General features: G+C 65.5%; 27 protein-coding genes and 2 pseudogenes. 11 read left to right on the top strand and 18 right to left on the bottom strand.

Features of this window, described 5'->3' with window-relative positions; translation table 11 throughout:
- Positions 1 to 75: 75 nt before the first annotated feature.
- Complete coding sequence (locus tag AB0J29_RS06270; protein ID WP_364780146.1) at positions 76 to 1,059, top strand: ABC transporter substrate-binding protein; 984 nt, start codon at positions 76 to 78, stop codon at positions 1,057 to 1,059.
- Between the two features lie 92 nt (positions 1,060 to 1,151).
- Here AB0J29_RS06270 and AB0J29_RS06265 read toward each other — a convergent pair whose 3' ends face one another.
- Both AB0J29_RS06265 and AB0J29_RS06260 read right to left on the bottom strand, forming a co-directional pair.
- Positions 1,152 to 2,921: an MFS transporter gene (locus tag AB0J29_RS06265; RefSeq protein WP_364780143.1), complete on the bottom strand. Its 1,770-nt coding sequence runs from the start codon at positions 2,919 to 2,921 to the stop codon at positions 1,152 to 1,154.
- Between the two features lie 327 nt (positions 2,922 to 3,248).
- Positions 3,249 to 3,431 (bottom strand): annotated as a pseudogene (locus AB0J29_RS06260) (hypothetical protein); the annotation flags it as partial.
- A gap of 387 nt (positions 3,432 to 3,818) precedes the next feature.
- Between AB0J29_RS06260 and AB0J29_RS06255 the strand changes: the two are divergent.
- The 7 genes from AB0J29_RS06255 to AB0J29_RS06225 all read left to right on the top strand — a co-directional run bounded on the left by AB0J29_RS06255 (position 3,819) and on the right by AB0J29_RS06225 (position 10,851).
- The gene (locus AB0J29_RS06255; RefSeq protein ID WP_364780140.1) at positions 3,819 to 4,043 is read left to right on the top strand and encodes a hypothetical protein; all 225 of its coding nucleotides are present in this window, start codon (positions 3,819 to 3,821) and stop codon (positions 4,041 to 4,043) included.
- A 52-nt stretch (positions 4,044 to 4,095) separates the two neighbouring features.
- Positions 4,096 to 4,548 (top strand): TIGR03667 family PPOX class F420-dependent oxidoreductase, encoded by a 453-nt coding sequence (locus tag AB0J29_RS06250; RefSeq protein WP_364780136.1) that lies wholly within the window; start codon positions 4,096 to 4,098, stop codon positions 4,546 to 4,548.
- Positions 4,549 to 4,594: 46 nt separating this feature from the next.
- Complete coding sequence (locus AB0J29_RS06245) at positions 4,595 to 5,545, top strand: RluA family pseudouridine synthase (protein ID WP_364780133.1); 951 nt, start codon at positions 4,595 to 4,597, stop codon at positions 5,543 to 5,545.
- A 25-nt stretch (positions 5,546 to 5,570) separates the two neighbouring features.
- Entirely contained in the window at positions 5,571 to 6,377 is an 807-nt protein-coding gene (locus tag AB0J29_RS06240; RefSeq protein ID WP_364780130.1) for a type II CAAX endopeptidase family protein, read from the top strand.
- 169 nt (positions 6,378 to 6,546) lie between these two features.
- Complete coding sequence (locus AB0J29_RS06235) at positions 6,547 to 9,381, top strand: hypothetical protein (protein ID WP_364780127.1); 2,835 nt, start codon at positions 6,547 to 6,549, stop codon at positions 9,379 to 9,381.
- A 206-nt stretch (positions 9,382 to 9,587) separates the two neighbouring features.
- Positions 9,588 to 10,511, top strand: coding sequence for a phosphotransferase (locus AB0J29_RS06230; protein ID WP_364780124.1), 924 nt, complete (start codon positions 9,588 to 9,590; stop codon positions 10,509 to 10,511).
- A 76-nt stretch (positions 10,512 to 10,587) separates the two neighbouring features.
- Positions 10,588 to 10,851, top strand: coding sequence for a hypothetical protein (locus AB0J29_RS06225; protein ID WP_364780121.1), 264 nt, complete (start codon positions 10,588 to 10,590; stop codon positions 10,849 to 10,851).
- On the opposite strand, the pseudogene AB0J29_RS06220 reads toward AB0J29_RS06225, so the two are convergent.
- From AB0J29_RS06220 to rpsJ, 15 genes and pseudogenes are all read right to left on the bottom strand, one after another.
- Positions 10,834 to 11,121 (bottom strand): annotated as a pseudogene (locus tag AB0J29_RS06220) (DUF664 domain-containing protein); the annotation flags it as partial. The gene AB0J29_RS06225 and the pseudogene AB0J29_RS06220 overlap by 18 nt on opposite strands.
- Positions 11,122 to 11,583: 462 nt before the next feature.
- The gene (locus AB0J29_RS06215; RefSeq protein WP_364780118.1) at positions 11,584 to 13,746 is read right to left on the bottom strand and encodes an MMPL family transporter; all 2,163 of its coding nucleotides are present in this window, start codon (positions 13,744 to 13,746) and stop codon (positions 11,584 to 11,586) included.
- A gap of 41 nt (positions 13,747 to 13,787) precedes the next feature.
- Positions 13,788 to 14,240 (bottom strand): EXLDI protein, encoded by a 453-nt coding sequence (locus AB0J29_RS06210; RefSeq protein WP_364780115.1) that lies wholly within the window; start codon positions 14,238 to 14,240, stop codon positions 13,788 to 13,790.
- Positions 14,241 to 14,423: 183 nt separating this feature from the next.
- Entirely contained in the window at positions 14,424 to 15,608 is a 1,185-nt protein-coding gene (locus tag AB0J29_RS06205) for an MFS transporter (RefSeq protein ID WP_364780112.1), read from the bottom strand.
- 603 nt (positions 15,609 to 16,211) lie between these two features.
- Complete coding sequence (gene rpsQ, locus AB0J29_RS06200; RefSeq protein ID WP_040686553.1) at positions 16,212 to 16,493, bottom strand: 30S ribosomal protein S17; 282 nt, start codon at positions 16,491 to 16,493, stop codon at positions 16,212 to 16,214.
- Entirely contained in the window at positions 16,490 to 16,729 is a 240-nt protein-coding gene (gene rpmC, locus AB0J29_RS06195) for a 50S ribosomal protein L29 (protein WP_040686552.1), read from the bottom strand. The genes rpsQ and rpmC overlap by 4 nt, the downstream gene beginning before the upstream one ends.
- A complete protein-coding gene (gene rplP / locus AB0J29_RS06190) occupies positions 16,729 to 17,145 on the bottom strand; it encodes a 50S ribosomal protein L16 (protein ID WP_040704375.1) in 417 nt (138 codons plus the stop codon). Before rplP ends, rpmC begins: the two co-directional genes overlap by 1 nt.
- A gap of 3 nt (positions 17,146 to 17,148) precedes the next feature.
- Positions 17,149 to 17,958, bottom strand: coding sequence for a 30S ribosomal protein S3 (gene rpsC / locus AB0J29_RS06185; RefSeq protein WP_364496027.1), 810 nt, complete (start codon positions 17,956 to 17,958; stop codon positions 17,149 to 17,151).
- Entirely contained in the window at positions 17,959 to 18,360 is a 402-nt protein-coding gene (gene rplV / locus AB0J29_RS06180; RefSeq protein ID WP_364355561.1) for a 50S ribosomal protein L22, read from the bottom strand.
- Positions 18,357 to 18,638, bottom strand: coding sequence for a 30S ribosomal protein S19 (rpsS, locus tag AB0J29_RS06175; RefSeq protein ID WP_040686549.1), 282 nt, complete (start codon positions 18,636 to 18,638; stop codon positions 18,357 to 18,359). Before rpsS ends, rplV begins: the two co-directional genes overlap by 4 nt.
- A 15-nt stretch (positions 18,639 to 18,653) precedes the next feature.
- Entirely contained in the window at positions 18,654 to 19,490 is an 837-nt protein-coding gene (gene rplB, locus AB0J29_RS06170; protein WP_364780107.1) for a 50S ribosomal protein L2, read from the bottom strand.
- A 33-nt stretch (positions 19,491 to 19,523) separates the two neighbouring features.
- Entirely contained in the window at positions 19,524 to 19,829 is a 306-nt protein-coding gene (gene rplW / locus AB0J29_RS06165) for a 50S ribosomal protein L23 (RefSeq protein WP_040686547.1), read from the bottom strand.
- Positions 19,826 to 20,500: a 50S ribosomal protein L4 gene (rplD, locus tag AB0J29_RS06160; RefSeq protein WP_364780104.1), complete on the bottom strand. Its 675-nt coding sequence runs from the start codon at positions 20,498 to 20,500 to the stop codon at positions 19,826 to 19,828. Before rplD ends, rplW begins: the two co-directional genes overlap by 4 nt.
- Positions 20,497 to 21,162, bottom strand: a complete 666-nt coding sequence (gene rplC / locus AB0J29_RS06155) for a 50S ribosomal protein L3 (RefSeq protein ID WP_364780101.1) — start codon at positions 21,160 to 21,162, stop codon at positions 20,497 to 20,499. Before rplC ends, rplD begins: the two co-directional genes overlap by 4 nt.
- 14 nt (positions 21,163 to 21,176) lie before the next feature.
- Positions 21,177 to 21,482 carry a 30S ribosomal protein S10 gene (gene rpsJ / locus AB0J29_RS06150; protein ID WP_003938093.1) on the bottom strand — a complete coding sequence of 102 codons (306 nt, stop codon included), beginning with the start codon at positions 21,480 to 21,482 and terminating at the stop codon, positions 21,177 to 21,179.
- A gap of 648 nt (positions 21,483 to 22,130) precedes the next feature.
- On the opposite strand from rpsJ, the gene AB0J29_RS06145 reads away from it, so the two are divergent.
- On the top strand, positions 22,131 to 22,607 hold the full coding sequence (locus AB0J29_RS06145; RefSeq protein WP_364780098.1) for a hotdog fold domain-containing protein: 477 nt from the start codon (positions 22,131 to 22,133) through the stop codon (positions 22,605 to 22,607).
- 39 nt (positions 22,608 to 22,646) lie between these two features.
- A complete protein-coding gene (locus AB0J29_RS06140) occupies positions 22,647 to 23,852 on the top strand; it encodes a lycopene cyclase family protein (RefSeq protein WP_364780095.1) in 1,206 nt (401 codons plus the stop codon).
- A gap of 33 nt (positions 23,853 to 23,885) precedes the next feature.
- On the opposite strand, the gene AB0J29_RS06135 is transcribed toward AB0J29_RS06140, so the two are convergent.
- On the bottom strand, positions 23,886 to 24,689 hold the full coding sequence (locus AB0J29_RS06135; protein ID WP_364780092.1) for an enoyl-CoA hydratase-related protein: 804 nt from the start codon (positions 24,687 to 24,689) through the stop codon (positions 23,886 to 23,888).
- A gap of 128 nt (positions 24,690 to 24,817) precedes the next feature.
- Between AB0J29_RS06135 and AB0J29_RS06130 the strand changes: the two genes are divergently transcribed.
- Positions 24,818 to 26,095 (top strand): TetR family transcriptional regulator, encoded by a 1,278-nt coding sequence (locus AB0J29_RS06130; RefSeq protein ID WP_364780089.1) that lies wholly within the window; start codon positions 24,818 to 24,820, stop codon positions 26,093 to 26,095.
- Positions 26,096 to 26,272: the final 177 nt, after the last annotated feature.

Genomic DNA, 26,272 nt, shown 5'->3' with positions numbered 1-26,272 from the left:
AGGTTAGGCTGACCTATTTTTTTGCGGATCAAAGGGAGCCGAGTCGGGGAATTCCTCGAGGAAGGAGAGGCTGACATGAAGTCTGTTCGAACGTCTCGGGGCTGGAAGCAGGCGGCGGTTGCCGTGCTGGCCGGTGCGCTGACCCTGGGTATCGCTGCCTGTGGGTCGTCGAGCAAGGACGCGGGATCCGATGGTGGCGCGCCCGTCACCATCGCGCACGCGCGCGGCACGACAACGGTCCTGCGCACCCCGAAAAAGGTTGTCACGCTGGGGAATCAGTGGCTGGATTCGACGCTGGCGCTCGGCGTGACCCCGGTCGGCTATGTCGACAATGTCGCCTCGGTATCCAACAGCACCCCGGTGTGGGAGCCGAAGTCGCTCGAATCGGCCAAGGCATTGAATACCACGGGCAATATCGCCGAGCAGGTCGCGGCGCTGGAGCCGGATCTGATTCTGGTGGACGGATTGCTGGCCGACCAGAAGACCTATGACGAGTTGTCGAAGGTCGCCCCCACCCTGCCCGCACTCACCTCCGCATCGATCCAACCCTGGCAGGACCTCGTGACCACGCTCGGCAAGGTACTGCACCGAGAAGACGACGCGACGCGCGTGATCGCCGATGTGGACAAGAAGGTGGAGTCCATCGGCCAGGCCAATCCGGGACTGAAAGGCAAGACCTTCGCGAGCACCTGGTTGGCCAGCCCGGCACAGCTGATGGTGCTGACCGATCCGAACGACGGGTCGAGCAAAATCTTCACCCGGCTCGGACTGACCATCCCGAAGAATCTCACCGATCAGCCGTCGAATCAAGGCCGGCTCGCGCTGTCGCCGGAGCGGGTCGACGAACTCACCGCCGATCTGCTACTCGCGGGCTACTCCCCCGGTATGGACGACAAGTACCGGCAGCTCCCCGGATACGCCGATCTGCCTGCGGTGCGCAAGGGTGCGGTGGTCTTCCTGACGGTGCAGGAGATCAGCGCCGTCAACCAGCCGACCGCACTGTCGGCGCCCTACCTGCTGCACAAACTGGAGCCAGCCTTCGCCAACGCGGCGAAATAGGTTCGGCCACCGGAGATTCGAGACCATGCCGCGCCCAGGTCCAGCAGGTACCCGAGTTCATCAGTCCGGGCGCATCACGCAGCAACGGTGACTCAGCGTGCCGCGACGAGTTCGTCGGCCTCGGCGAGTTCGGCCGGTTCCTCCTCGACGTACCTGTCGCCCGCGAAGTACGAGGCCGCGGCGGCCAGGAACATCATCAGGGCGGCCGCGACGAACACCACGATCAGACCCGAATGGAACGGTCCGGTGAGCAGATGCGGGAAGAACTCCTGACCGGTGAGGGTGTCGGCATTAACGCCCGGCTTGGCCAATTCGCCGCTGGGGCCGAGCAATTCCTGGATCGGGTTGTAACCGAGGAAGGCGGCGAACATGCTCGCGACGGGCGGCAGGTCGGCGAGTTGGGATGCGGCGCCCGCGGATACGCCCTGGGCGCGCAGACCGCTGTCGAGTGCCGAGGGCAGGCTGGCGGCCAGGCCGACGACCATGAGCGAGAAGAAGATTCCCATCGACAGCGCATTGCCGCCGTTGAACAGGGTGCCGCGCATACCGGAGGCCGCGCCGCGCTGGGACGCGGGCACACTCGACATGATGGCGGCGGTATTCGGCGAGAAGAACAATCCGCAGCCGATGCCGTTGAGCAGCACGATCGCGGCGAACACCCAATAGTTGAAGTCGACCGGGATGACCAGCAGCAGCAGGAAGGTGAGCCCGGCCAGCGTGGCGCCACCGGTGGTGAACCGGCGCGATCCGTAGCGGTCCGACAGCCAACCCGAAACCGGTCCGGCGGCAAGGAATCCCACGGTCAGCGGCAACAGATAGATGCCGGCCCACAGCGGCGTCGATTCGTAGTCGTAGCCGTGCAGCGGCAGCCAGATGCCCTGCAGCCAGATGATCAGCATGAACTGCATGCCGCCGCGGCCGATCGAAACCATCAGATTGGCGAAATTGCCGAGACCGAAGGCGCGATTGCGGAACAGCGACAGCTGGAACATCGGTTCGGCGACCTTGGTTTCCACCACGCAGAACACCGCGAGCAGGGCGACGCCGCCGAGTACCGCGCCGAGCACCCAGGGGTTGGACCAGCCGGTGGGGTGGCCGCCGTAGGGCTGAATGCCGTAGGTGATGCCGGTGAGCAGAGCGGTGAGGCCGAGACCGAAAGCAATGGTGCCCGCCCAGTCGATCTTGCCCTTGGTGCGCGTGCCCACCTCGTGCAACGAGCGGTAGGACCAGATCGAGCCGATGACGGCGATCGGCACGCTGACCCAGAACACCGCGCGCCAGTCCCATTCGGACAGCACGCCACCGATGATCAGGCCGAGAAACGATCCCGCGACCGCGGCGACCATATTGATGCCGAGTGCGGTACCACGCTGTTTGGCCGGGAAGGCGTCGGTCAGGATGGCCGTCGAATTGGCCGTCAGCATGGCGCCGCCGATGCCCTGCAACACGCGCCAGACGATGATCCACATCGCGCCCGAACCGCCCTGGAACGGATCGAAGGACAGCGCGATCGAGGTCACCGCGAACACCGCGAACCCGAGGTTGTAGATCTTGACGCGGCCGAAGATATCGCCGAGCCGCCCGAACATCACCACGAGCACCGCGGTGACGAGCAGATAGCCCATCAGCATCCACAGCAGGTAGCCGACATTGCCCGCTTCCAGCGGATTCAGTCCGATACCTCGGAAGATCGCGGGCAGCGAGATCAGCACGATCGAGGCGTTGACCGCGCTGAGCAGCACACCGAGGGTGGTGTTGGTCAGGACGATCCACTTGTAGTGCGGGTGATCCCGGTCGTAGCGCAGGCGCCGGCGAATGGTTTGAACATCACCCAGATCGAGATCGGCGGATGGAATCGTCACAGCAGCCCCTTGCAGATTGTTACCTCAGGAAACTATATAGTTAGCTGATGCAACTATCAACTAAAGGGCCCATTCAGTGGACTTCTCAGCTCTCGGCGGCCTTGCGGTAGCCGCTGACCGAAGGGCTGGATGCGATCACCAGCGCCACTGCGAAGGCCAGGGGGCAGTGGGATGAAGACGAGAGCCGCTGCCCAACTGTGGAATCGGAACCCGAAGGCCGTGCCGATCACCAGCACTCCGGCGAGCCCGGCGAGCGCGCGAACCAGATTCACCGACATCCGGGCAGCCAGCGGGACCCGGGATTTGACCAGGATGGATCGCATGCGAGTTCCAGAACGCGGCCCGCAAATCGGCCTGCCGCTCCAAGATCGCCTCTACGCTGCGGCGCAGCATCGGCACGTCGATATCGATGACGAACTGCATCGTGTACATATCGACTCCGTCGCCGGCCAACTGCGCCAACGAGAACAGCCCCTCCTGTAGCGGGCCGAGCGCGAGCACATCCTCGATTCGGCCGGACGACTCCGATCCACAGTCATCGCAACGCCTTTCGGCCCATTGTCATCACATCGCCCGCATCGGGCCCGCGCCATGGAAGCAGTCGCCCCTCATTGCGACTGCTTCCATGCCGCTTCCATGCCGCGCCCAATGTGGCCAGCGCGTCCGAGCTGGGGCTGGACACGCCCATCGCGGCGTGCTTGTGGTTGCCGGTCGGCTCCAGCTTTCGACCCCGCCGCCGAAGGTGTCGCCGATGGCGGTGGTCACCCCGCCTCGTCGACCGAAGCGGCGAGTTCGGCGATAATCCGGGGCGGCACCCAGGGTGACCTAACTTCTTACCGTCAGCTTAGCATAGGCTTACCTTACGTTGAACAGAGTGTTTAGGCTAACCTAACTTGCATGGGTAGAGGTCTCGACGGATTGATGCTGAAGGCCTGGCGCGCCGAGGATTACCGGCTCACGGTGACCTCGACCGAGTTCAGCGATACATGCATGCGGCTCGGATTCGATGCGGGCGGACTACTCGCCGATCATCCGGGGACTGTTGGCAGTCGCCGCCGCGCCGACGGACGTCCCGACGAATGGTGCTGGACGAATGCGCCGCCGAGCCGCAACCGTCCATAGCGCAACTGCGCCGACGGGGAATCGCCCGCCTGGTGCCGACGTTGGCACAGCAATGACAACCACCGAATCCGAACGCTCCGCCACGCCCGTCGTCGACACCGGCACCGCATTCGGTGCCAGGGTCGCCGCCCGCCTGGAACGCGAGAATGTCATTTGGCTGACGACCGTCGGCGGCAGCGGGACACCACAGCCGAATCCGGTGTGGTTCCAATGGCGCGACGGTGAATTCCTGATCTTCAGCCAGGCCGATAAGCCGAAGTTGCGCAATATCGCCCGCAATCCACGGGTGTCGCTACATCTCAACAGCACCGCGAGCGGCGGCGATGTGGTGATTCTCACCGGCACCGCACGGGTCGACGAAGCCGGGCCGACACCGGCGGAAGTCGCCGAGTTCACCGCGAAATACTCGGAGGGACTCGCCTCGCTGTCGATGACCGAGGAGCAGTTCCACGCCGACTATTCGGTCACGGTGCGCATCACCCCGGATCGGCTGCGCGGATTCTGAGCCCGGCCGTGAGCTGGGGATTCGCCGCCGACTAAGGTCGTCGGTAATGAGAAGGAGGCAGCAGCCGCCGTTGCCCAAGCGGCATGGCTTGGATCCGGCCCGGCTCCGCCTACCGGAGCAGGGCGATTGGGCGACCATTCGGGATCATCTGGTGGCACGGCTGCCTCGCGTTCCCGCCGCGCGGATCGATGAATTGCTGGACGCGGGCGCAATCGTCGACCTATCCGGTCCGATCGCGCCGGACGCACCGTATGTGCCGGGCGGTGCGATCTGGTTCCATCGCGATCTACCCGATGAGACCGTGGTGCCGTTCGATATCCCGATCGTCTACCGCGACGACGATCTGCTCGTAGTGGACAAGCCGCATTTCCTGGCCACGATTCCGCGCGGCCAGCACATCCTGCAAACAGCGTTGGTGCGGCTACGTCGCGAACTCGATCTACCCGATCTGATTCCCGCGCACCGGCTCGACCGCGTCACCGCGGGGCTGGTGCTTTTCGTAATCAACCCAGCCCGGCGCGGGGCCTATCAGACGATGTTCCACAAGCGCAGAGTGCGCAAAGAGTACGAGGCCATCGCCCCTTTCGATCCGGAGCTGACGCTGCCGCGCACCGTGCACAGCCGGATCATCAAGGAAAAACAGGTGCTCGCCGCACAGGAGGTGGCGGGTGAGCCCAATGCGGAGACTTGGATCGAATTGGTCGAGCAGCGCGACGGATTGGGTCGCTATCGGCTGCGGCCACTGACCGGACGCACCCATCAGCTGCGGCTCCATATGAACGGGCTCGGCATTCCGATCCTCGGCGATGACTTCTATCCGGTGCTCACCGACAAATCTGTGGACGATTTCACTCGGCCATTGCAATTGCTTGCTTCGTCACTCGAATTCACCGATCCGGTCAGCGGCCGGCCGCGCCGGTTCGATAGTGCCCGGACGCTGCAGGCATGGGCGGATCCGCACGGGTGGCGAGGCGGCATCAACCCTGACGGCGGGTAGCTCGAAAACCGATACGACCATGTCGATGACGCAGAACCCCGAAGCCAACCCCGCCGCGACAGTCGCGGAGATAACTACACTGGGCCGGGTGCTTCACCAGGAACTCGACGAAGCGGCACCGCCCCGCCACAAACTGCACGCCTATCTCGACGTGGCCGTTGTGGTGATCGTCCTGGCCGGCACGAATCTGATCGCCCACTTCACCACTGCATGGGCGAGCATCCTCACCGTTCCGGCCGCCGCCGTCGTCCTGCTCGCGCTCATGCGCCGACGCGGGCTCGGCTGGTCCGAACTCGGACTCTCGCCGCGCCACTGGCGGCGCGGCACACTCTATGCGGTCGGTGCGGTCGGCTTGGTGCTCGCCGTGGTCGCGATCGGGGCGCTGCTGCCGATCACCCGGCCGTTCTTCCTTGCCGACCGCTACGCCACCATCTCCGGCGCACTCATCGCATCGATGATCGTCATCCCGTTGCAGACCGCGATTCCGGAAGAGCTGGCCTTCCGTGGCGTCCTGCACGGCACGCTCGACCGCGTCTACGGCGCCCGCGGCGTCTTCGCGGCGGGCTCACTGCTCTTCGGCCTCTGGCATATCGCGTCCTCCCTCGGCCTGACCACCAGCAACCGCGGCCTGACCGGCTTCTTCGGCGGCGGTCCGGCCGGCCAGATCATCGGCGTCCTGCTCGCCGTCGTCGGCACCGGCGCCGCGGGCGTCGTCTTCACCTGGCTGCGCCGCCGTAGCGGCAGTCTCCTTGCCCCTATCGCGCTGCATTGGTCGGTCAACGGCGCGGGCGCACTGGCCGCCGCGATCGTCTGGCACACCACCCTGACCTGACCTGAATTCTGGGCAAGCCGCGTAGCTTGTGATTCGCGCATTTGTTCGAGTTTTCGGGGTGCGGAGCATTGACCTCGGGTGGGTAGCGGTTTAGTCTCGGTGCGATCACACATATGTTCGAGCATGTAGGTCTGCGTCGGTATGACAACTGCTCCTGGGAAGGCTCGCGATGCGCGACAAACAGTCGACCGATAGGTCCGAGATCGCCGCATTGGCCGAGCGGGTCGCGAACGCGCGGGGGCGGTTGCCGCTGCAGGACGATGCGGCGCTGATACAGGCATTATCGGATGCCGAGATCGATGCGGAACGTGAATTCGCGCAATGGGTTCGCAAGCAGCGCCGGGGACAGCGGAAGCGGGCCGTCCAGGACGAGATCGCGGCGGAGAAGCGCAATCGACGGACCACGGCCGCCATCCAGCGCGCCGACGACGCGGACGCGCGCTGGCATCGGCGCGCACTGGCAGCGCGGCGGCGGGTCTCGAATCAGGACGCGCGCCTTGCCCAGTTGTACCGCCGGGCCGAATGGTCCTCGCGTGCGCTGATCGCCGTCGTGGTGCTCGGCATGGTGTGGGCCGGGGTGAATGTGCAGCACAACCTGGTGCCCAGCGGGAATATGGCGGATCCGCTGTATTGGTTGAGCTATGGGATCGAGGCGATGATCTCGATCCCGATCATCACCATCATGGTGGCCGCGACGACGGCCGCCCGCTGGGGCCGCGAACTCGATCGGGGCAAGGTCGTCTTCTTCGAGACCGCGCTGCTCGGCACGACCGTCGCACTCAACACGGGCCCGCACCTGGCCGCCGGCTCGTTCGGCCAGGCGGCCGAATACGCGATCGCCCCCGTCATGGTCGGCGTCGTGATCTGGTTGCATGCCTGGGTTTCCGCGCGCTACGCCATGCTCATCGACGGTGTTCCAGTGGTCGAGGACGAACCCGACCTGCCACCCCGGCACCGGGTCACCACCGAACGCGGCGCGCCCATCGATACCTTCCGCGCCGATGAGCCCACCGACCGCCGAGAACTACTCGCCGCCAAGGGTTTCGATCCCCTCCTCGACCAAGCCGGCGTCCGATTCCCAGTCGAGATGGACGCCCACGTCGCCGAGGCGGCAATGCGCGCAGCCCAACCCGACCCGGTCCCCGTCGCACGCCTCGATTGCACAGAAACCCTCGTATACGCCCAGAGCACCCGCTCGACCAACGGCCGTCGCACCCAACCGATCCCGAGCGGCGACGACTACCGGCAGGGCCGCGCCGTGCGTGCATCGGAATCGCTCCATGACGCGCAGACATTCACCGACACCGCCACTGGCACGCTGCCTGCCCATGCTTCGACAGCTCCCGAAAACCCCGTCGGCGAGAACGTATTTCACGCTCCCCACTTCGACCACCGCGTAGCACCCGACACCGCTGCGAGCGTCAGCGCGAGCGCACCCCATGCCACCACGCGCATCGATTCCCCGACGGTCCCAGCGCGCGCCCTCATCGAGCACACACCCAGTGCCGCAACCGAATTCACCCCCCAGAACGCTGCCGACGAGCAGACCACATTCGCCACCACCGGCCTCGAAACCCAGACAGCAGCGCCGAGCGCCGCCAACACCCGCGACGAGCACACAACCGTCACCGATGGATCCACCCCCCAGACCGCAACCGACGAGCGCACAGCCATGGCCGCCACCGGCCACGAGACCCGGACAGATACACCGAACGCCACCAACACCCCCGACGAGGACGCGACTGTAGCCACCGCCGGCTTCGAACCCCAGACCGCATCGGCAATCGCCGCCGAAGAACGCACGACTTTCGCCGACACTGGATTCGCCAGCCGGTCCGCGGCCGATGTGCGGACAACCTTCGCTGCCACCGGCCACCAGGCCCCGACAGGTACACCGAACGCCGCCAACACCCATGACGGGCGCACAACTGCCACCAACATCGGAATTGCCTCCCCGACTGCTGCTTCCGCTCGCGAGCACGCGGCTTCCGATACCAGCGGTGTGGCGGTCCGTACGGCGCCTGCATCTGCCGATCGCGCAACTCTTCCTACCAGCAGCGACGATCTCCCGACCGCAGCGGCGGCTGACGCCAGCGCGTCGGACCAGCACGTTGGTTCCGGCTTCGAGTCCGATGCCACGACGATCGCTCCAGCTCGCGGTGCGCGCACGGCTTCTGTTGTCGGAAAGGCGGAATCGCGGACCAACGCAGTGCAGTCGCAGCTGAGTATCTTCGATGCCGCGGCTGTCGAAGCAGGTTACGACACCGTCGACGCGACCGCAGACCGTGCAGAGGCCGACACGAGTCGCGCCACGGCATCTCGCAACGCGTCCACGGGCCCGGTAGCTGATGCTTCCCACCCAGCGAATTCCAGCACTGGTGCCGAAACCCGCACGCACACCAGCGCGCCCGCGGGCGCTCCCACCCCAGCGAAGTCCAGCACTCGCGCCGAGAACTCCACACGCACAAGCGCACCAGGCGATGCTTCCCACCTGGCAAAATCCGCCACCCATCTCGAAACCGTGACGCGCACAAGCGCACCCGCCGAACCCCAGCGCACCAACCAAGGTTCCGCGACGCCGGCGGAACGCATCACGCGGGCAATCGATGGCCGCCCTACTTCGCCCACGGACGACTCCGCAACCGATCCCGAGCACCACACCGCGGATGCCGAGGTCAGGCAGCTCGTTTCGGATGACGCGACTCGTCGCACCACCAGCGAGGTGATCAGCGAAGTCGTGCAATCACTTTCGGCCGAGAATCTGCTGACCGAGAATGTCGGGTCCGGGAGCGATGATATCGAGGTATGGTCGGTCGCCCGCGCGATCGCGGGTCGCGGCCTTTCGGTCATCCCGGTGGAGCAGCTCGCCGAAATCCTCATGCTCGCCGATCAATCGTGGACACCCACCAGCATCGGCGCGGAAGTCGGCCTGTCCCGCACCGCAATCGCCCAGGTCCTGGAGTTCGCCAGGCGAGTCCGCCGCCCCTACGCCATCAGCAGCTGAACCGCCGCCGTCGCAAGCCCGGCCTCGAGTGCTCCCGCGCTCACGCATACCCAGTGACTACCTCGCCAAGGCGCCGAGGCTATTGCCGAATACGCCGAACGTGCGATCGTGCCGTCACATCGCCGTCGGGCGGGTATGTCTGACCAGCGGCCGTACAGCGAAATCCCCATGCTTGTGCGTGTGCGTGCTTCCTAGAATTCGATCTTGTGTTCTCCCGTCCTTCCTTCATCAGTGACGAGGCGATCGCGCATGCGGTCGCTACGCACTGGCTGCCCGAGATTGCCGATATCAGCTATCTGCCGTGGGGGTTCGGCGCGCACCACTGGCGGGCGATCGGTGGAGGCGCCACTTTGTTCGTGACGCTGGACCAGTTGGAGCCCCGGCACACCGCGACGTCGCTAGAGGCGGCCTACGCGGGGGCTGCCGCACTGGCCGCCGCTGGCCTGGACGCGGCGTGTGCGCCGTTGCCTGCCCACTCCGGGCGGTTCACGATCGATGTCGGGTTCGGCGTGCTCAGCGTGACGCCGTGGCTGCAGGGCCGCAGCCCTACCGAGGCGGAGGCCCGCGAGCTCCGGCATGTCCGGGAGGTCGTTCTCGCGTTGTCCGCGCTGCATCGCGCTGCACCACCCGATGGCCTGCGGTTTTGGACGCCGCGGGTCGGTCCTGAGTTCGCCGATGAGTTGCGAGCTCACACTGCCGAGCCCTGGACGAGCGGCCCGCTGGCAGAGCAAGCACGACTCGCCCTTGCCGCACACGATGATGCGCTCGAGCGCTGGACTGACCGCTACCTGGAACTGGCGGACGTAGCATTCTCCCGACAGGACTCGTGGGTGCCGACACACGGCGAGCCGCACAACGACAACCAGGTCATGACCGCCGACGGGTTGAAGTTGGTCGATTGGGAGTCGCTGGCTCTCGCGCCGCCCGAACGGGACTACGCAGATCTGCTCGCTGCGGGAAACGCCCTGTTGCGCCCCGACCTCGCGATGGTAGAGCTGTTCGCGCTGGACTGGCGGCTTTCCGAGATCGCCGAGTACGCGCGCTGGTTCGCCGCTCCGCACATCGGTACCGAGGACGACCACACTGCACTGGAAGGGTTGTACGAGGAATTGGCAGGGAGCGCGGAATAAGCCCGCGGTCCTACATCGACAACCATGCTCGGCACCACGAAGATCGGGACGACGTGCCGGCGCATTCGGTAAACTCGTGCAGGGCAACAATATTCAATCGCTGCTGCGGTCGACGATGTCTACACTCCGGATCGTGGATGCACTCGAACTGCTCGAGCTCGAATCTCAAACCATCTGGGGATGGACAGACGGCGGTCTCGCCGACAACACCATTGCTGCAACAGCAATCAGTGTCGATGGCCGATCCGTCGCCATTCCTGGAGCGACACGGCTGATCCCAACTGGAACAATCACAGCGTTGATCTCACGTTGTTGGCAACTCGATGATGTCCGCCCGTGATTCCTCGAGGGTTGCCCACATGTCGGCTGTAGGGTCGGCCGCGAAGTCCTGTTCGGTGATGGGTTCGTCGTACGGGCGGGCAAAAGTATCACCGAAGTAGCCGAACTCGACGGTGCCGAGGTGTTTCACCAGGCCGAGCAGATTCGTGCCAGTGGGAGTCATAGGCCGGCGCACGTCGTATTCGGACAGGCCGTCGAGCTTCCACAGCATGGCTTCGCGGGCGTAGCGCAGGTAGCGATGCAGGTCCGCCTTGGCTTCGGAGTCGGTCATATCGAGCACTGTGCCAGGGACACCTGACGTTTCGTACCAATTTTGTCGACAAGTTCAGCGGTCGCTCGGCAGCGGTCGATTGAGCACGCTCACCAGTGGTTCGGGCATTGCACGATGTTTCGGATCATGAGTGTGCGCGTGCGACAATTCGGGCAACTCGTAGCAGTGTCCGGATACGATCATCCGCGAGACATCCTCGGCGGCAGTATGTTTCGCGCTGTCGGTTTGGCGCCGATGACGAGCGTGCTGCGGGCGGTTTCGGCGACGTCGGCGGTGATGATGTGGAGTTCGTTGATCTTCACTGTGAGGTAGTCACTGGGTACGCGACAACAAATCTGACCGGAGACGGGAAGTGTAAAGGCCGTCCGACTCGGATGTTTCGAGTCGGACGGCCTTGTTCACTCAGCGGCGGAACTTATCGGAGTACCCGGGTTGTAGCGGCACTGCGGCTCCCTGGCTGTATTACGTATCCGAGTACGCGTACTGATCCCAGCGCGCATCCTGCAACTTCCCCTCGGACGTGCCCTTCGAATCCCGGTCGCCATGCCCCGGCCACCACGCGCGGTGTCCGATCAGTGCGGTCACCGCCGGGGTGAAGAACATCGCCATGACGAATGCGGCGATCGCAATACCCACCGAGATCGCGAAGCCCATCTGCGACAGCACATTGTTGCCCGCCAGCATCATCGATGCGAAGGTGCCCGCCAGGATCACCCCCGCCGCGGCAACCGTCGGACCGGTATGCCGAACCGCGAGGGCCGCAGCCTGTTTCGGCTCGTGCCCGGCCCGCGCCTCCTCCCGCAGGCGAGCGACCATCAGAATGTTGTAGTCGGTGCCGAGGGCAACCACGAACAGGTACATGATCACCGGCAGGTGGAAGATCAGTCCGGAATTGCCCTGGAAGTGCTGGAAAACCACTACCGCGGCACCGAGCGTCGCAGCGAAGCCGAGGAAGACCGAGGCCATCAGGTACCACGGCGCCACCAGACTGCGCAGCAGCAGCGCGAGCACGATCATGATCAGAATCGCCGCCACCGGGAATACGATCTTGTAGTCGTGCACCATCGCGTCCTGGAAGTCGACGTACACCGACGAGATGCCACCCACCACTGCGGTAGTGCCCGCGGGTGCCATCGAGTGCGCGGTATCCCGCAGCGGAACACGCACCGTATCGAGCGCAGCATCCGATTCCGGCGCATCAGTGAGGGTCACCTGGAAGTCGGCCGCCAGTCGATCGTTCGATACCATCGGCGCCGCAACCTGATTCACACCCGGCACCGCGGCGAGCACGGCTCGGTAGGCGGTGAGCTGGTCATCGTCGAGCGGTGCCCCGGTAGTCGAATGCAACAGCACCTCGGATGGCTGGGTAGCCCCGGCGGGCATCCCCTTCAGCAATTCTTTACTGTAGACCGTCGATTCGGCGGAATCCGAGGTCGAGCCCGAGCTCAGATCGAATGTCGGATGGAAGCCGAACGCCAAAACCCCGAGGGCCAGCAGGAGCCCACCGGAAACCACAGCGAACGTACCGGGCCGCCGCCCCATCGCCGCGCCGATCGCACCGAAGCGCGCACCCTTCGGCTCCTGCTGCCACGCCTTCGACGGCCAGAACACCTTGGTGCCCAACAGCGAAACCACGGCGGGCACCAGCGCGAGACCGGCAATCAGCGCCACCGCGACGGCGATCGCCAGCGCCGGACCGAGCGCGCGGAACATGCCGAGCGTCGACAAGATCAGCGCCATGAACGCGATGATGACCGCACCCGCCGCCGAGGTAATCGCCTCGCCGACCTTGGCGACCGCACTGACCATCGCCGTCTTCGGATCCTCACCGGCCCGCAATCGCTCCCGGTACCGGAACATCAGGAACAGGATGTAATCGGTACCGACACCGAACAGCACCACCAGCAGTATGGAGTTCACCGAACTGTCGATCTTCAGGTCGAAGACCTCGCTGACCATCCCGATCAGGCCACTGACGGTGCCGGAGATCGCACCGATCACGACAATCGGCAGCAGCGCGATCACCGGACTGCGGAAGATGATCAGCAGCAGCACCAGAATCAGCACCACCGTCGCGATACCGATGATGGCCATACCCTTTTGGCCGGATTCGGTCTGATCCAGCACCTGCGCGGCCTGGCCGGTGACGCCCGCCTTCAGATCTGTACCCCGCACCTGATCCCGCAATGCGTCCCGCAGCTTCTTGACCGCATCGCTCTGCGTGGTATCGGCCGCATCGGTTACCTTCGTCATTTGCACGGCGGCGATCTGCACCAACCGGTTCTCCGAAGCCGGTACGGCTTGGATGCCGATGACGTCCTTGATTCGCGCGTCATTGAGCTTCGACGCGATCGTCGTCACGCTCGCCGAATCGGCCTCGGACAGTGGTGCGCCGTCCGCGCGGACGAAGACGAGCAGCGCCGCGGGCGCCTGCTGCTGCGGAAATGCCTGCTGCTGCAATTGCATTGCCTGGATCGACTCGTAATGCGATGGCAGGAATTCGGCCTGGTCGGTGGTCGATTTCAGTTGCGGCGCCGTGGCCACCACCGCGACGACGATGAGCAGCCAGAGACCGATCACCTTCCACGGGTTGTGCACAACGATCGCGCCCAATCGAGCGAACATGTGGGAGAAGTCCTTTCGAGGTCCGTGCGAGCGGATCGGTCTCAGATGTCGAGTTCGTCGATTGTCGGACTCGCCTCGGGGCGGACGAGTTCGCGGTAGATGCGCGCCGGCACCCGCCCGGCGAGTTCCTCGACCGAGTCGACGATGTCCACCGTGTAGTCGCCCCAGGTCTGGTCGTCGACGTCGAAGATCTCGCGCCAGTTCTTCAGATCCCTGGTCCAGTTCGTCAGTGCGAAGTCCACCCAGGCGGCCTGCTGCCGATGCACGACGTACTTGCCCTTGCGGCTCCGGTAGACCCGGACCACCTCGATTCCAGCCTTGGTGAATTCCCGGGTCTCACCGAGCTTGCGCCCGACGAAACGCTGCCTGCGCGCACCGCCGGGACCGACTTTGAGCAGCACATCCCGCATATCCGATGCGCTCTTATCGATAGTGATCGCGGCCACCTCCGAAGCGGTGCCGGCATCGGCGGACGTATGCGAATCCACGTTCATGATTCCCCATCTCATCAATAGATATGCAATTAAGCATGGGATTGACGACAGCGGACCCCGATTCGGTCCGCTGCGGTGAAGTGATCTGCTGTTTCCGGTCGCCCCGAGCCGGCTCGGCGTCGCCCGTCGAGAATCACTATAAGTAGATGTATACGTATAACGCAAGACCGCGGTCGAGCGATTTCAGCGCGCCCCGGCTTGCTGCCCTTCTCGGTCGACGCGCTGTACCACTTTGACCAGCGATGCCAGCCCGATTCCGAGTCCGAGCCCGAGTGCCGAGGCCGCCGCGAAACCGGCCGGGAATCCACCGGCGTCGATGGCGACACCGCAGAGGGAAGTGCCGATGCCATTGCCGAGGGTCATCGCGGCACCGTGCCAGCCGATCGCCTCGCCGCGCCCGGCTTCGGGAACGATCCGGCTCAACTGGGCAACGGATGCGACAAGTGTTGGCGCACAGAGTGCTCCGGCGATGAGCCCGGCGATGCCGAGCGAGAGCGGACCGACAGCGAAGCACATCGGGATGGTGACGGCGCCGAGTCCGGCGAGCAGCACGAACGTCGAAAAGGATCGGTGCAGCGCCCCGTAGACGAGCCCGCCGACCAGCGAACCGAAACCCCACACCGCCATGACCACGCCGAGCCACCGCTGCGCACCGAACTCGCGCATGGCGGAGACGAAGGTCAATTCCGAACCCGCGAGCACCGCGACCGCCACACTCGCACCGATACACAGCGCAATGAACTCGAGCCGGAACCATTCACGCCGCCGTACCGGCGCGACCTCGGCCTTGTCATCGGAGCGCAGCGGCGGATTGCGCACCCACACGAAGACGCCCGCCAGCACCAGCCCCATCTGCATCCCGAACAGGGTCAGCGTCGTCGACCATGCGGTCGCGGCGGCGATGCCGAGCACCGGCCCGACCATGAAGGCCATCTCCACCGACACCGATTCCAGTGCCAGCGCCGGTTGCCGCGTCTGCTCGGAGGTTGCCGCGATCACGGCCTGCCGCACCACCGTGAAGATCGGAATATCGAAGAGCCCGGCGACCGCCGCGAGCACCAACAACGCCGCGTACCCGACAAACGGCGCGATCGACCAGCACACCGCCCCGACCACGATCGAGGGCAGAATCGTGCGCCGCAATCCGAACCGATCCAGCATCCGCCCACGCCACGGCCCACTGGCCGCAACACACAGCGTGACAATCGAACTCAGCGCACCGGCCTGCCCATACGACCCGTGCAGGGTCTGCACCACATGCAGTGCGAGCAATACCGACCCGGCGAAGAACGGAATTCGAACCAACACCCCGAGCAGCAGCACATTACGCACCGCCGAGTTCGCCAGCACCACCCGATAGGACCGCACTCAACTGAGCGTCTCATGCCCACCCACCCGTACGCCACCGATTAATCCCATGATTCGACCGGCTGGCGCACTCGCAACCAATTAGCTACGCGAGGCTGGGTCACAGCGGGTAGTGCGGTGCGTGTTCACGATGTTCGAAGTAGACGGCACGGCCTCGCGCGATATGCGGTTGGCATAGTCGGCGCCAGGCCGCGGGATGACGTAGTCGCCGAGCTTCGACAAGGCAACCCACCACGATAGCGATCAGATTGGTCAGCACAGTGGCAATGACATGACCACGCCCAACAGTCGAACTCGGTCTCCTGGAGGAGGATGGCTCGCTGATCGGATCCGCGGTCACCACAGTCGAATACAGAGAGAATCTTGTCGCCTTCGCCGACGTTCGGTGCCCAATCGTGCACCAGCAAATACCTTGCCGCAGGTCGACAAGCTCGCGACGGCAGGCCGCACCGGCAAGCCTCGGACGCTGGACCTGCGAAGCGCGCTGGATCAATCGGCCGGGCGGCGATCAATAGCTGAATAATCCGAACCCGCCGACCGAAGATGAAAAAGGCCCGCTTCCTGAAAAGGAAGCGGGCCTTTGCTTCAGCGCCGGAGAAAGGCTTACTTGGCCTTCTCCAGGACCTCGACCAGCCGCCAGTGCTTGGTGGCCGACAGCGGGCGGGTCTCCATCAGCTGAACGCGGTCGCCGACACCGGCGATCTCGTTCTCGTCATGCGCCTTCACCTTGGTGGTGGAGCGAATGATCTTGCCGTACAGCTTGTGCCGCGTGCGGTCTTCCAGCTCGACCACGATGGTCTTGTTCATCTTGTCCGAGACCACGTAGCCGATGCGGACCTTACGGGTACCGCGCTTGACCTCGGGGGTCACCTTCTCTTCACTCATGCCGCATCTCCCTTGCCAGCGGGTGCCGAGGCCAGGCCGAGCTCACGCTCGCGCATGACCGTGTAGATGCGCGCGATCTCGTGACGCACGACGCGCAGGCGACGGTTGTTGTCCAACTGACCCGTCGCCATCTGGAAGCGCAGATTGAACAGCTCTTCCTTCGACTCGCGCAGGCGGGCGACGAGCTCCTCTTCGTTGAGCTCGCGGAGCTCTGCGGCCGGTGTACCGGTAGCCATCAGAACTGCTCCTCCCTGGTCACGATCCTGCACTTCATGGGGAGCTTGTGCATCGCGCGGCGCAGCGCCTCACGAGCGGTCTCCTCGTTGGGGTAACTCATTTCGAACATCACGCGTCCGGGCTTGACGTTCGCGACCCACCACTCCGGCGAACCCTTACCGGAACCCATGCGGGTTTCGGCCGGCTTCTTGGTGAGCGGGCGATCCGGGTAGATGTTGATCCAGATCTTGCCGCCACGCTTGATGTGGCGGGTCATCGCGATACGCGCGGACTCGATCTGCCGGTTGGTGACGTAGGCGGGCTCGAGAGCCTGGATGCCGAATTCACCGAACGCGACCGAAGTACCGCCCTTGGCCATGCCGCTGCGGCCCGGGTGATGCTGCTTCCGGTGCTTGACCTTCCGTGGCATCAACATGCGTCAGCCCTCCTGTTTTTCTGCCGGGGCGTCGGCGACCGCGGTAGCAGCGCCTGCCCGCCCGGCCTCGGTGCTGGTCGCGGTGGTGCCTGCGGAACCGGACCGACGCGGGCGGCTCGGCCGCTCCCGACGCTCGCGGCGGTCACCAGCCGAGGGCGCGGCCGCGGCCGTGACCTCACGCTTGCCACCGACGATGTCGCCCTTGTAGATCCAGACCTTCACGCCGATGCGACCGAAGGTGGTCTTGGCCTCGTAGAGGCCGTAGTCGATATCCGCGCGCAGCGTGTGCAGCGGGACGCGACCCTCACGGTAGAACTCCGAGCGCGACATTTCGGCGCCACCGAGGCGGCCCGAGCACTGCACCCGGATGCCCTTGACGTTCGGCGAACGCATGGCCGACTGAATGGCCTTGCGCATCGCGCGACGGAACGCCACCCGGTTGGACAGCTGCTCGGCCACACCCTGGGCGACGAGCTGCGCATCCGACTCCGGGTTCTTGACCTCGAGGATGTTCAGCTGCACCTGCTTGCCGGTGAGCTTCTCCAGCTCGGCGCGGATGCGATCGGCCTCGGCGCCGCGGCGACCGATGACGATGCCCGGACGCGCGGTGTGGATGTCGACGCGAACCCGGTCACGGGTGCGCTCGATCTCCACCTTGGAGATGCCTGCCCGCTCCATGCCGGTGGCCAGGAGCTTGCGGATGGCGACGTCTTCCTTCACGTAGTCCGCGTACTGCTTGTCCGCGTACCAACGCGACTTCCAGTCGGTGGTGATACCGAGGCGGAAGCCATGGGGATTGATCTTCTGTCCCATTTACTTTGCCCCTCCCTTCCGGCGGTTACGAGTGGATCCACCGGCGGTGGGCACGCTCTCGACCTCGATGGTGATGTGGCTGGTGCGCTTGCGAATCCGGAACGCACGGCCCTGGGCACGCGGCTGGAACCGCTTCATGGTCGCGCCTTCGTCGACGTAGGCGGTCGAGATGACCAGGGTCGACGGGTTCAGACCGAGGTTGTTCTCGGCGTTCGCCGCGGCGCTGGCCACGACCTTGGCAACCGGCTCGCTCGCGGCCTGCGGCGCGAACTTCAGGATCGCAAGGGCGTCCTCGACCCGCTTGCCGCGGACCAGGTCCACGACACGACGAGCCTTCATCGGGGTCACGCGAACATGCTTGGCGGTCGCGCGCGCAGTCGGGTTCTGAGTCTCAGTGGTCATCGCCGCTTGCTCTTCCGGTCTTCCTTGACGTGGCTCTTGAACGTCCTGGTGGGCGCGAACTCACCCAGCTTGTGGCCGACCATGGACTCCGACACGAACACCGGCACATGCTTGCGGCCGTCGTGGACGGCGAAGGTGTGACCGATGAAATCGGGGATGATGGTCGAACGACGGGACCAGGTCTTGATGACCTGCTTGCTGCCCTTTTCGTTCTGTACGTCCACCTTCGCGAGGAGGTGGTCGTCGACGAACGGGCCCTTCTTGAGGCTGCGTGGCATTTCTTACCTCCTCCTTCAGCGCTTCTTGCCGGTCTTGCGACGGCGGACGATGAGCTTGTCGCTCGGACGGTTGGGCTTGCGGGTGCGGCCTTCCGGCTGACCCCACGGCGAGACCGGGTGGCGACCACCGGAGGTCTTGCCTTCACCACCACCATGCGGGTGGTCGACCGGGTTCATGACGACACCACGGACCGTGGGGCGACGCCCCTTCCAGCGCATGCGGCCGGCCTTACCCCAGTTGATGTTCGACTGTTCGGCGTTGCCGACCTCGCCGACGGTGGCGCGGCAGCGCACGTCGACACGACGGATCTCACCGGAGGGCATACGCAGCGTGGCGTAGGGGCCTTCCTTACCGAGCAGCTGGATGCTCATGCCGGCGGCACGGGCCAGCTTGGCGCCACCGCCCGGACGCAGCTCCACATTGTGGATCGTGGTACCGGTCGGGATATTGCGCAGCGGCAGGTTGTTACCCGGCTTGATGTCGGCGGTGGGGCCGGACTCGATCGGGGTGCCCTGCACCACGCCCTTGGGGGCGATGATGTAGCGCTTCTCGCCGTCCAGGTAGTGCAGCAGCGCGATGTTGGCGGTGCGGTTCGGGTCGTACTCGATGTGCGCGACCTTGGCCGGGACGCCGTCCTTGTCCAGCCGACGGAAGTCGATCAGACGGTAGGCACGCTTGTGGCCGCCACCGCGGTGGCGGGTGGTGATGCGACCGTGCGCGTTGCGGCCACCCTTGCTGTGCAGCGGGCGGATCAGCGACTTCTCGGGGGTCGACCGAGTGATCTCAGCGAAGTCCGAGACGCTGGAGCCACGACGGCCCGGCGTAGTCGGCTTGTACTTACGGATTGCCATGAGTTCTTCTCTGCTTTCTGGAATCCCAGGCGCTTACGCGACCGGGCCTCCGAAGATCTCGATGGGCTTGCTGTCGGCCGAGATGGTCACGAGCGCGCGCTTGGTGTCCTTGCGCTTGCCGTAACCGAAGCGGGTCCGCTTGCGCTTGCCCTGACGGTTGGCGGTGTTGACGCTGGTCACCTTCACACCGAAGACCTTCTCGACGGCGATCTTGATCTGCGTCTTGTTGGAATCCGGGTGCACGATGAAGGTGTAGGTACCTTCCTCGATCAGTCCGTAGGACTTCTCCGAGATGACCGGCGCCAGCAGAATGTCGCGGGGGTCGGCGATCGTGGTCACTTGCTCTCCTCCTGTGCGGATTCGGCGGGGCCGTGCACGAAGGCGTTCAAGGCCTCGACACTGAACACCACTTCGTCGCTTTCCAGCACGTCGTAGGTGTTGAGCTGATCCGGCGCGATCGGGTGCACGAAATCCAGGTTCTGCACGCTCTTCCAGCCCGCGATGTCCTCACGTCCCAGGACGAGCAGGAACTTCTTCCGGTCCGACAGCTCGGACAGGAAGGACTTCGCGGTCTTGGTCGACGGGGTCTGCCCCGAGACCAGTTCGGTGATCACGTGGATGCGCTCGTTGCGCGCACGATCCGAGAGGGCGCCACGCAGCGCGGCGCGGATCATCTTCTTGGGGGTGCGCTGGCTGTAGTCACGCGGCTGCGGACCGTGCACGGTGCCACCGCCGGTGAACTGCGGCGCGCGGGTCGAACCCTGACGGGCGCGGCCGGTGCCCTTCTGGCGGTACGGCTTCTTGCCACCACCGGAGACCTCGCCACGCGTCTTCGTCGCGTGCGTGCCCTGGCGTGCGGCGGCGAGCTGCGCGACGACGACCTGGTGCATCAGCGAGATGTTCGCGGTGACATCGAAGATCTCCGCGGGGAGCTCGACGGTGCCGTTGGTCTTGCCGCCGAGTTCCTTGACCGGGAGGGTCAGGTTGGTCTTCTTCTCGACGCTGGTCATGCGTGCGCACCACCCTTCACTGCGCTCTTGACGATCACGACGCCGCCCTTGCGACCCGGGATCGCGCCCTTGATCAGCAGCAGGCCGTTCTCGGTGTCCACCTTGTGAACCGACAGGTTCTGCGTGGTGACGCGGTCGTTACCCATCCGACCCGACATGCGCATGCCCTTGAACACGCGGCCGGGAGTGGCGCAACCACCGATGGAACCCGGGCGACGGTGCACCGCCTGGGCACCGTGCGAAGCGCCCTGACCACGGAAGCCGTGGCGCTTCATGGTGCCGGCGAAGCCCTTGCCCTTGCTGGTGCCGGTGACGTCGACGTAGGTGCCCTCTTCGAAGACGTCGGCGTTGATCTCCTGGCCGACCTCGAAGGTGGAGGCGTCCGCGACCCGGATCTCGACGACGTGGCGGCGCGGGGTGACACTGGCCTTGGCGAACTGGCCGGAGACCGGCTTGTTCACCTTGCGCGGGTCGATGGCGCCGAAGGCGACCTGGACGGCGCTGTAGCCGTCGCGCTCCACGGTGCGGATCTGGGTGACGACGTTCGGTCCGGCCTTGATCACGGTCACGGGGACGACGCGGTTGTTGTCGTCGAACACCTGGGTCATGCCGAGCTTGGTGCCCAGGATGCCCGCCGCTGGCCTGTTCTTGTTATCAGTCATGATTCGAGTCCCCGTCACTGAATGTTGACGTCGACGCTGGCCGGGAGATCGATGCGCATGAGGGCATCAACCGTCTTCGGCGTCGGGTCGAGGATGTCGATCAGCCGCTTGTGCGTCCGCATCTCGAAGTGCTCGCGCGAGTCCTTGTACTTGTGCGGCGAACGGATGACGCAGTACACGTTCTTTTCGGTCGGCAACGGCACCGGCCCGACCACACGGGCCCCGGTGCGGGTCACCGTCTCCACGATCTTGCGCGCGGACGCGTCGATCGCTTCGTGGTCATAGGCCTTGAGCCTGATGCGGATCTTCTGTCCCGCCACGCTAAGTGTCCTTTTCTCCGCTTATCGTTCGTGGTCCGGAAGCCGGGTTCCGCACCACCTTCAATTGCACAGCCCGAACACACGAAGACGTCCCAGCCCGAGTGGGTCAGACCCGGAAGAGGCAGCCTGCGTAATCACGCAAGGCCCCGCTCGGGCAGATCCAACACAGTGAGACCGCGATCGGGCAGGCCCGATCCTCGCCGCTGTTCATCTGTCATGGTTCTCCGGTCCACGCGGTCGGGCGTGTCGCGCCGATCTTCGATCGGAATTCAACGCAGCCGCTCATTCCTTGGCCCTGGTTCGGAACTTCACCTGGCCTGGAACGTTGTCCCGGACGCACCCACGCTGAAAGTCCAGCGAGGTACACGATTGGGTGTTGCTCGCCTCGCCACCCGCCACAACCGCTTAACGGCATGACCTGGTGCAAGGCAACCCGAACAGTATGCCCGACCGCGTTGGCGACTTCAAATCCGCCCCCTGCCAACGCCTTCTCGGCAGGTCAGGGCGTGAATCCCGGGCGCGCCGAGACCAACTGGTCGCGGATGAACATGGACGGTACCCGCCGGGCGGCGGGTACCGACCAGGAGGCGGATACACACCGGCGGCCAGCAGCCGCCGCTCGAACTTACTTCCGAGTAAGATATGGGTATGACGAAACCGACCACGACCCATCGCATCTGGAACAAGCTGCCGGACAACAGGCTGGGGCACACCCTGTTCTCGCTGGGCATGGTGGCCCGGGTGCCCTACTTCGGGACGGTGCTGCCGAGCGTCGTGCGGTTGGAGCCAGGACTATGCGAGGTGACCTCGCCGAAGTGGTTCGGCATCCACAACCACCTGGGCACCTTCCACGCGATCGCGGCCTGCAACCTGGCCGAGGTGGCCATGGGCATGCTGAGCGAGGCCACGGTGCCCGACACCCACCGCTGGATTCCCAAGGCGATGAATGTGCGGTACCTGGCCAAGGCCGAGACCGGTCTGCGCGCGATAGCGGAACTGGCCGAGGTGCCCGACTTCACGCAGATCACCGAGGGGCAAGAACTCGTGGTCCCGGTCGCCATCTACGACAAGCACGGCCTCGAGGTCGTGCACGCCGATATCACCACCTGGGTTTCACCCAAGTAGGTGCGTCGTTGTTGCCGTGGCGCGATCGGAGCGGATTGAATGCGGACTATGAGCGACAGGGCGGGCCGTGAGTTCGACCTCTGCGTGGTCGGACTCGGCCCGACCGGGCGGGCGCTGGCCCATCGCGCGATGCGAGCCGGATTCCGCGTCGCCACCGTCGATCCGCGACCGGACCGGCTCTGGCCACCCACGTTCTCCTGCTGGATCGATGAGCTGCCGGACTGGCTGCCGCCGAGCACCATTGCCGCGCGCATCCCCAGGCCGGCGGTCTGGACGAGGTCCGAACATCGGATCGACCGCCCTTACTGCGTGCTCTCGAAGACCGCGCTGCGCGATGCGTTACCACTCGACGATGCCACCGTCGTCGCCGGGCGGGCCACTCGCGTCGAGGCCAATGAGGTCGAACTCGCCGACGCCACGATCCTCAGGGCCGCAACGGTTTTCGATACTCGCGGGCTACCGACGCTCGGACAGCGCCGCGCGGCCAGCGCGCACGGCATCTTCGTCGATGCCGAAACCGCCGCACCGATGGTGACCGAGGGCGAAGGACTGCTGCTCGATTGGCGTCCGGAGAACGGCGCGGGACCCGATGCGCCGCCGTCGTTCCTCTATTCCGTCCCACTCGGTGACGGCACGGTGATCTTCGAGGAGACCAGCCTCGGCCTGCGCGGCGGTATGCCGCAGCACGAGTTGCGCAGGCGCACACTGAACCGGCTTGCCGCACACGGCATTCGGCTCACCGGCACCGAGCCGACGGAGGCCGCGCACTACCCACTGGACCAGTCACCGCCGAAAAAGGGGACGGCCCAGGCGATTCCGTTCGGCTCCCGCGGCGGCATGATGCATCCCTGCACCGGCTACAGCGTGGCCGGCTCCCTGGCCTTGGTCGACACGGTCGTCACCGCCCTCCGGGCAGGCAGCGACCCCATTGTCGAACTCTGGCCGCGGCAGGCCCGACTGGTGTACTGGATGCGTATCCGCGGCCTGTGGGGCATGGGCCGCCTCACCACCGAACAGTCCATTGCCATGTTCGACGCGTTCTTCGGCGCCGCTGCCCGCGGCCAGCGGGCCCTGCTCTCCACCCACGACGACTACACCGCTCTCGGTGCAGTCCTGTTCAATACCGTCGCGCGGACCTGGCCGTTCCGCTGGCGCTACGACCTGGTCGGCTGGACGAATCGAAACCGTTGGGTTGGTTTCGACTTCGCCTCCGCGCTCGACGAAACCGGGCCTGATATCGAATGATTCGGGTCAACCAAGCTGAGTGTGGCCGCGCGGTCACTCCGCGAAGACCGGCTTACGCTTGGTGAGCATCGCGGTGGCGCCCTCGAAGAAGTCCGGGGATTGGAGGAGCTCGCTCTGGCCTGTCTTTTCGGCGGCGAGTGCGGAATCCAGTGCCGTGAGAGTGGCGGCGTTGAGTGCCTGCTTGGTCAGTTCGAGGGCGCGGCGCGGACCCGCGGCGATCTTGGCGGCCGCTGCCTCGACCTTGGCGTCGAGTTCGTCCGCCGCGACCACGGCGGTGAACAGTCCGGCTGCCTTGGCCGCGGGCGCGGGAAGTCGCTCGCCGAGCAGCGCCATTTCGGCGGCCAGCGGTCGCCCGGCCGCGGCGGCGACCATGGCGGCCGCGCCGCCGTCGGGCATCAGGCCGATATTGATGAAGGCCAGTAGCAGGTAGGAATCCTCGGCGGCATAGACCAGATCGGCGGCCAGTGCGATGCCGACACCGACGCCGGCGGCCGCGCCCTTGACCCGGGCGATGACCGGAATCGGCGCGTCCACAATGGCTTTCACGAGCCGGTTGGCCGCGTCCATCACCATGTCCGAGGTGATGCCGCGCTGCCCCTCGGCGGCGGATGCGGCAAGATCGGCGCCGGTGCAGAAGTCGCCGCCCTCGCCGGTCAGTACGATCACTCGCACCGAGCGATCCTCGGCGGCGGCGAGGAAGGTGTCCCCGAGGGCGACCATCGTGTCGTAGTCGATGGCGTTCTTGCGCTTGGGGTTGGTGAGGGTGACCCTGAGCACCTTGCCGTCGTGGACGGCGCTGAAACCTGCGGGCGTGGTCGCGGAATCGGAGTTGGCCATGTGGTGCTCCTGGTCTGGGTTCAGCGGGTCATGCACATGTATGGTGGTTAACTTTGCGAATTGTGGTTAACTTAGGATGATTGTCCGGTGCTGTCAACCAGCAGCGCCGTCCCAGAACGGAGAGCTACATGGTCGCGGATCGCAGCGAGGTCGGCATCGCCGGCGATCGCCTGCGGGTCGCTCGAAACGACACTGCTGCCGCCCGGTCCGACGCGGGCGGGAGCGGTACCGGAGCGGAGCCGGCCCAGTCGGTGCGGCGCCGCCCGAAGGATCGCAAGGTCCAGATCATCCGGGCCGCCGCGCGCGCGTTCAGCGAACGCGGCTATTACCCGGTCGGCGTCGACGAGATCGCCGCGGAGGTCGGCATCTCGGGACCCGCGCTGTATCGCCACTTCGCGAACAAGTACGCGCTGCTGGTCGCGGCCGCCGAAGAAGGTGCACTGCACCTGCTGAAGGTCGCGCAGGCGGCGGACAATCCACAGCTGGAACCGGAAGCCAGGCTCGACGCCCTGATCAAGGCGATCAGCGAACACACCATCGATATCCGGCGCGAGGCCGGGCTGTACCGCTGGGAGCGGCGCTACCTGGAGGCCGACGACCGCGCCCGAATCAGGAAGGTCTACGACGCGCTCAACGCGACGCTGGCCGAACCGATCGCGCAGCTGCGCCCCACCGCGCCACCCGCGGACGTGGCAATGCTCGCCGCCGGGGTGCTCAGCGCCATCGCCGGCATCTCCTCGCATCGCACCGCGCTCGCCACCGCCCGGCTGCTGCCGCTGCTGCGCGAGATGAGCTGGTCGATCCTGCACGCCGAACTGCCGCCCGCACCAACCGAACCCGAGCCGGGACCGGTCACCCGCGGCCTACCGGTCACCTCGAAACGCGAACAGCTGCTCACCGAGGCGATCCGGATCTTCGGTCGCAAGGGCTATCACGAGGCCAGCATCGAGGAAATCGGCGCGGCCGTCGGCATCAATGCCTCCAGCGTCTACCGATACTTCACCAGCAAGGCCGACCTACTCGCCGCCGCCTTCTTCCGCACCGGCGACCGGGTGGCCATCGCGATCACCGAGGCGCTCGCCGAGGCCACCAGCCGTCCCGACGCGGTCCGGCGCATCGCCTACCGCCAGGCCCGGCTCACCTTCTCCATGCCGGAGATCATGCCGGTCTACTACGCCGAATTCAGCAATCTGCCGCAGACCGAACAGCACAAGCTGCGCGCCATCCAGCGCCAGAACGTGCTGGAGTGGGCCAATCTGCTCGATGGCGATCCGGTGGAGGCGCGCTTCCGCGTACACGCCGCCATCGCGCAGGTGATCGACGTGGGCCGACTGACCAAATTCGACCCCCGCCCCGAACAACTGGCCCGAGTCTGCGCCCTGATGGAGGCCGTGCTCTGTGTTTAATTGCGGCGCCTGCGGCGCCGCGGGTTCGCGGCCCCCTTCAGTCTCGCGTCCGAGCCGTCGAGACTCGCGCCTGCGGCGCATGCGCTTCGACGGCTCGGACGCGAGACGGGCCGCGAACGGGTCGCTCGTAAGACTCGCTCCGTTGTGGTCGCTGACGGCGGATCGTTCGGCACCTGG

It is taken from the genome of Nocardia sp. NPDC049707 (assembly GCF_040674855.1).
GTDB lineage: Bacteria > Actinomycetota > Actinomycetes > Mycobacteriales > Mycobacteriaceae > Nocardia.
The sequence above is the reverse complement of the archived record's forward strand: the minus strand, read 5'-3'. Positions and strand labels throughout refer to the sequence as shown.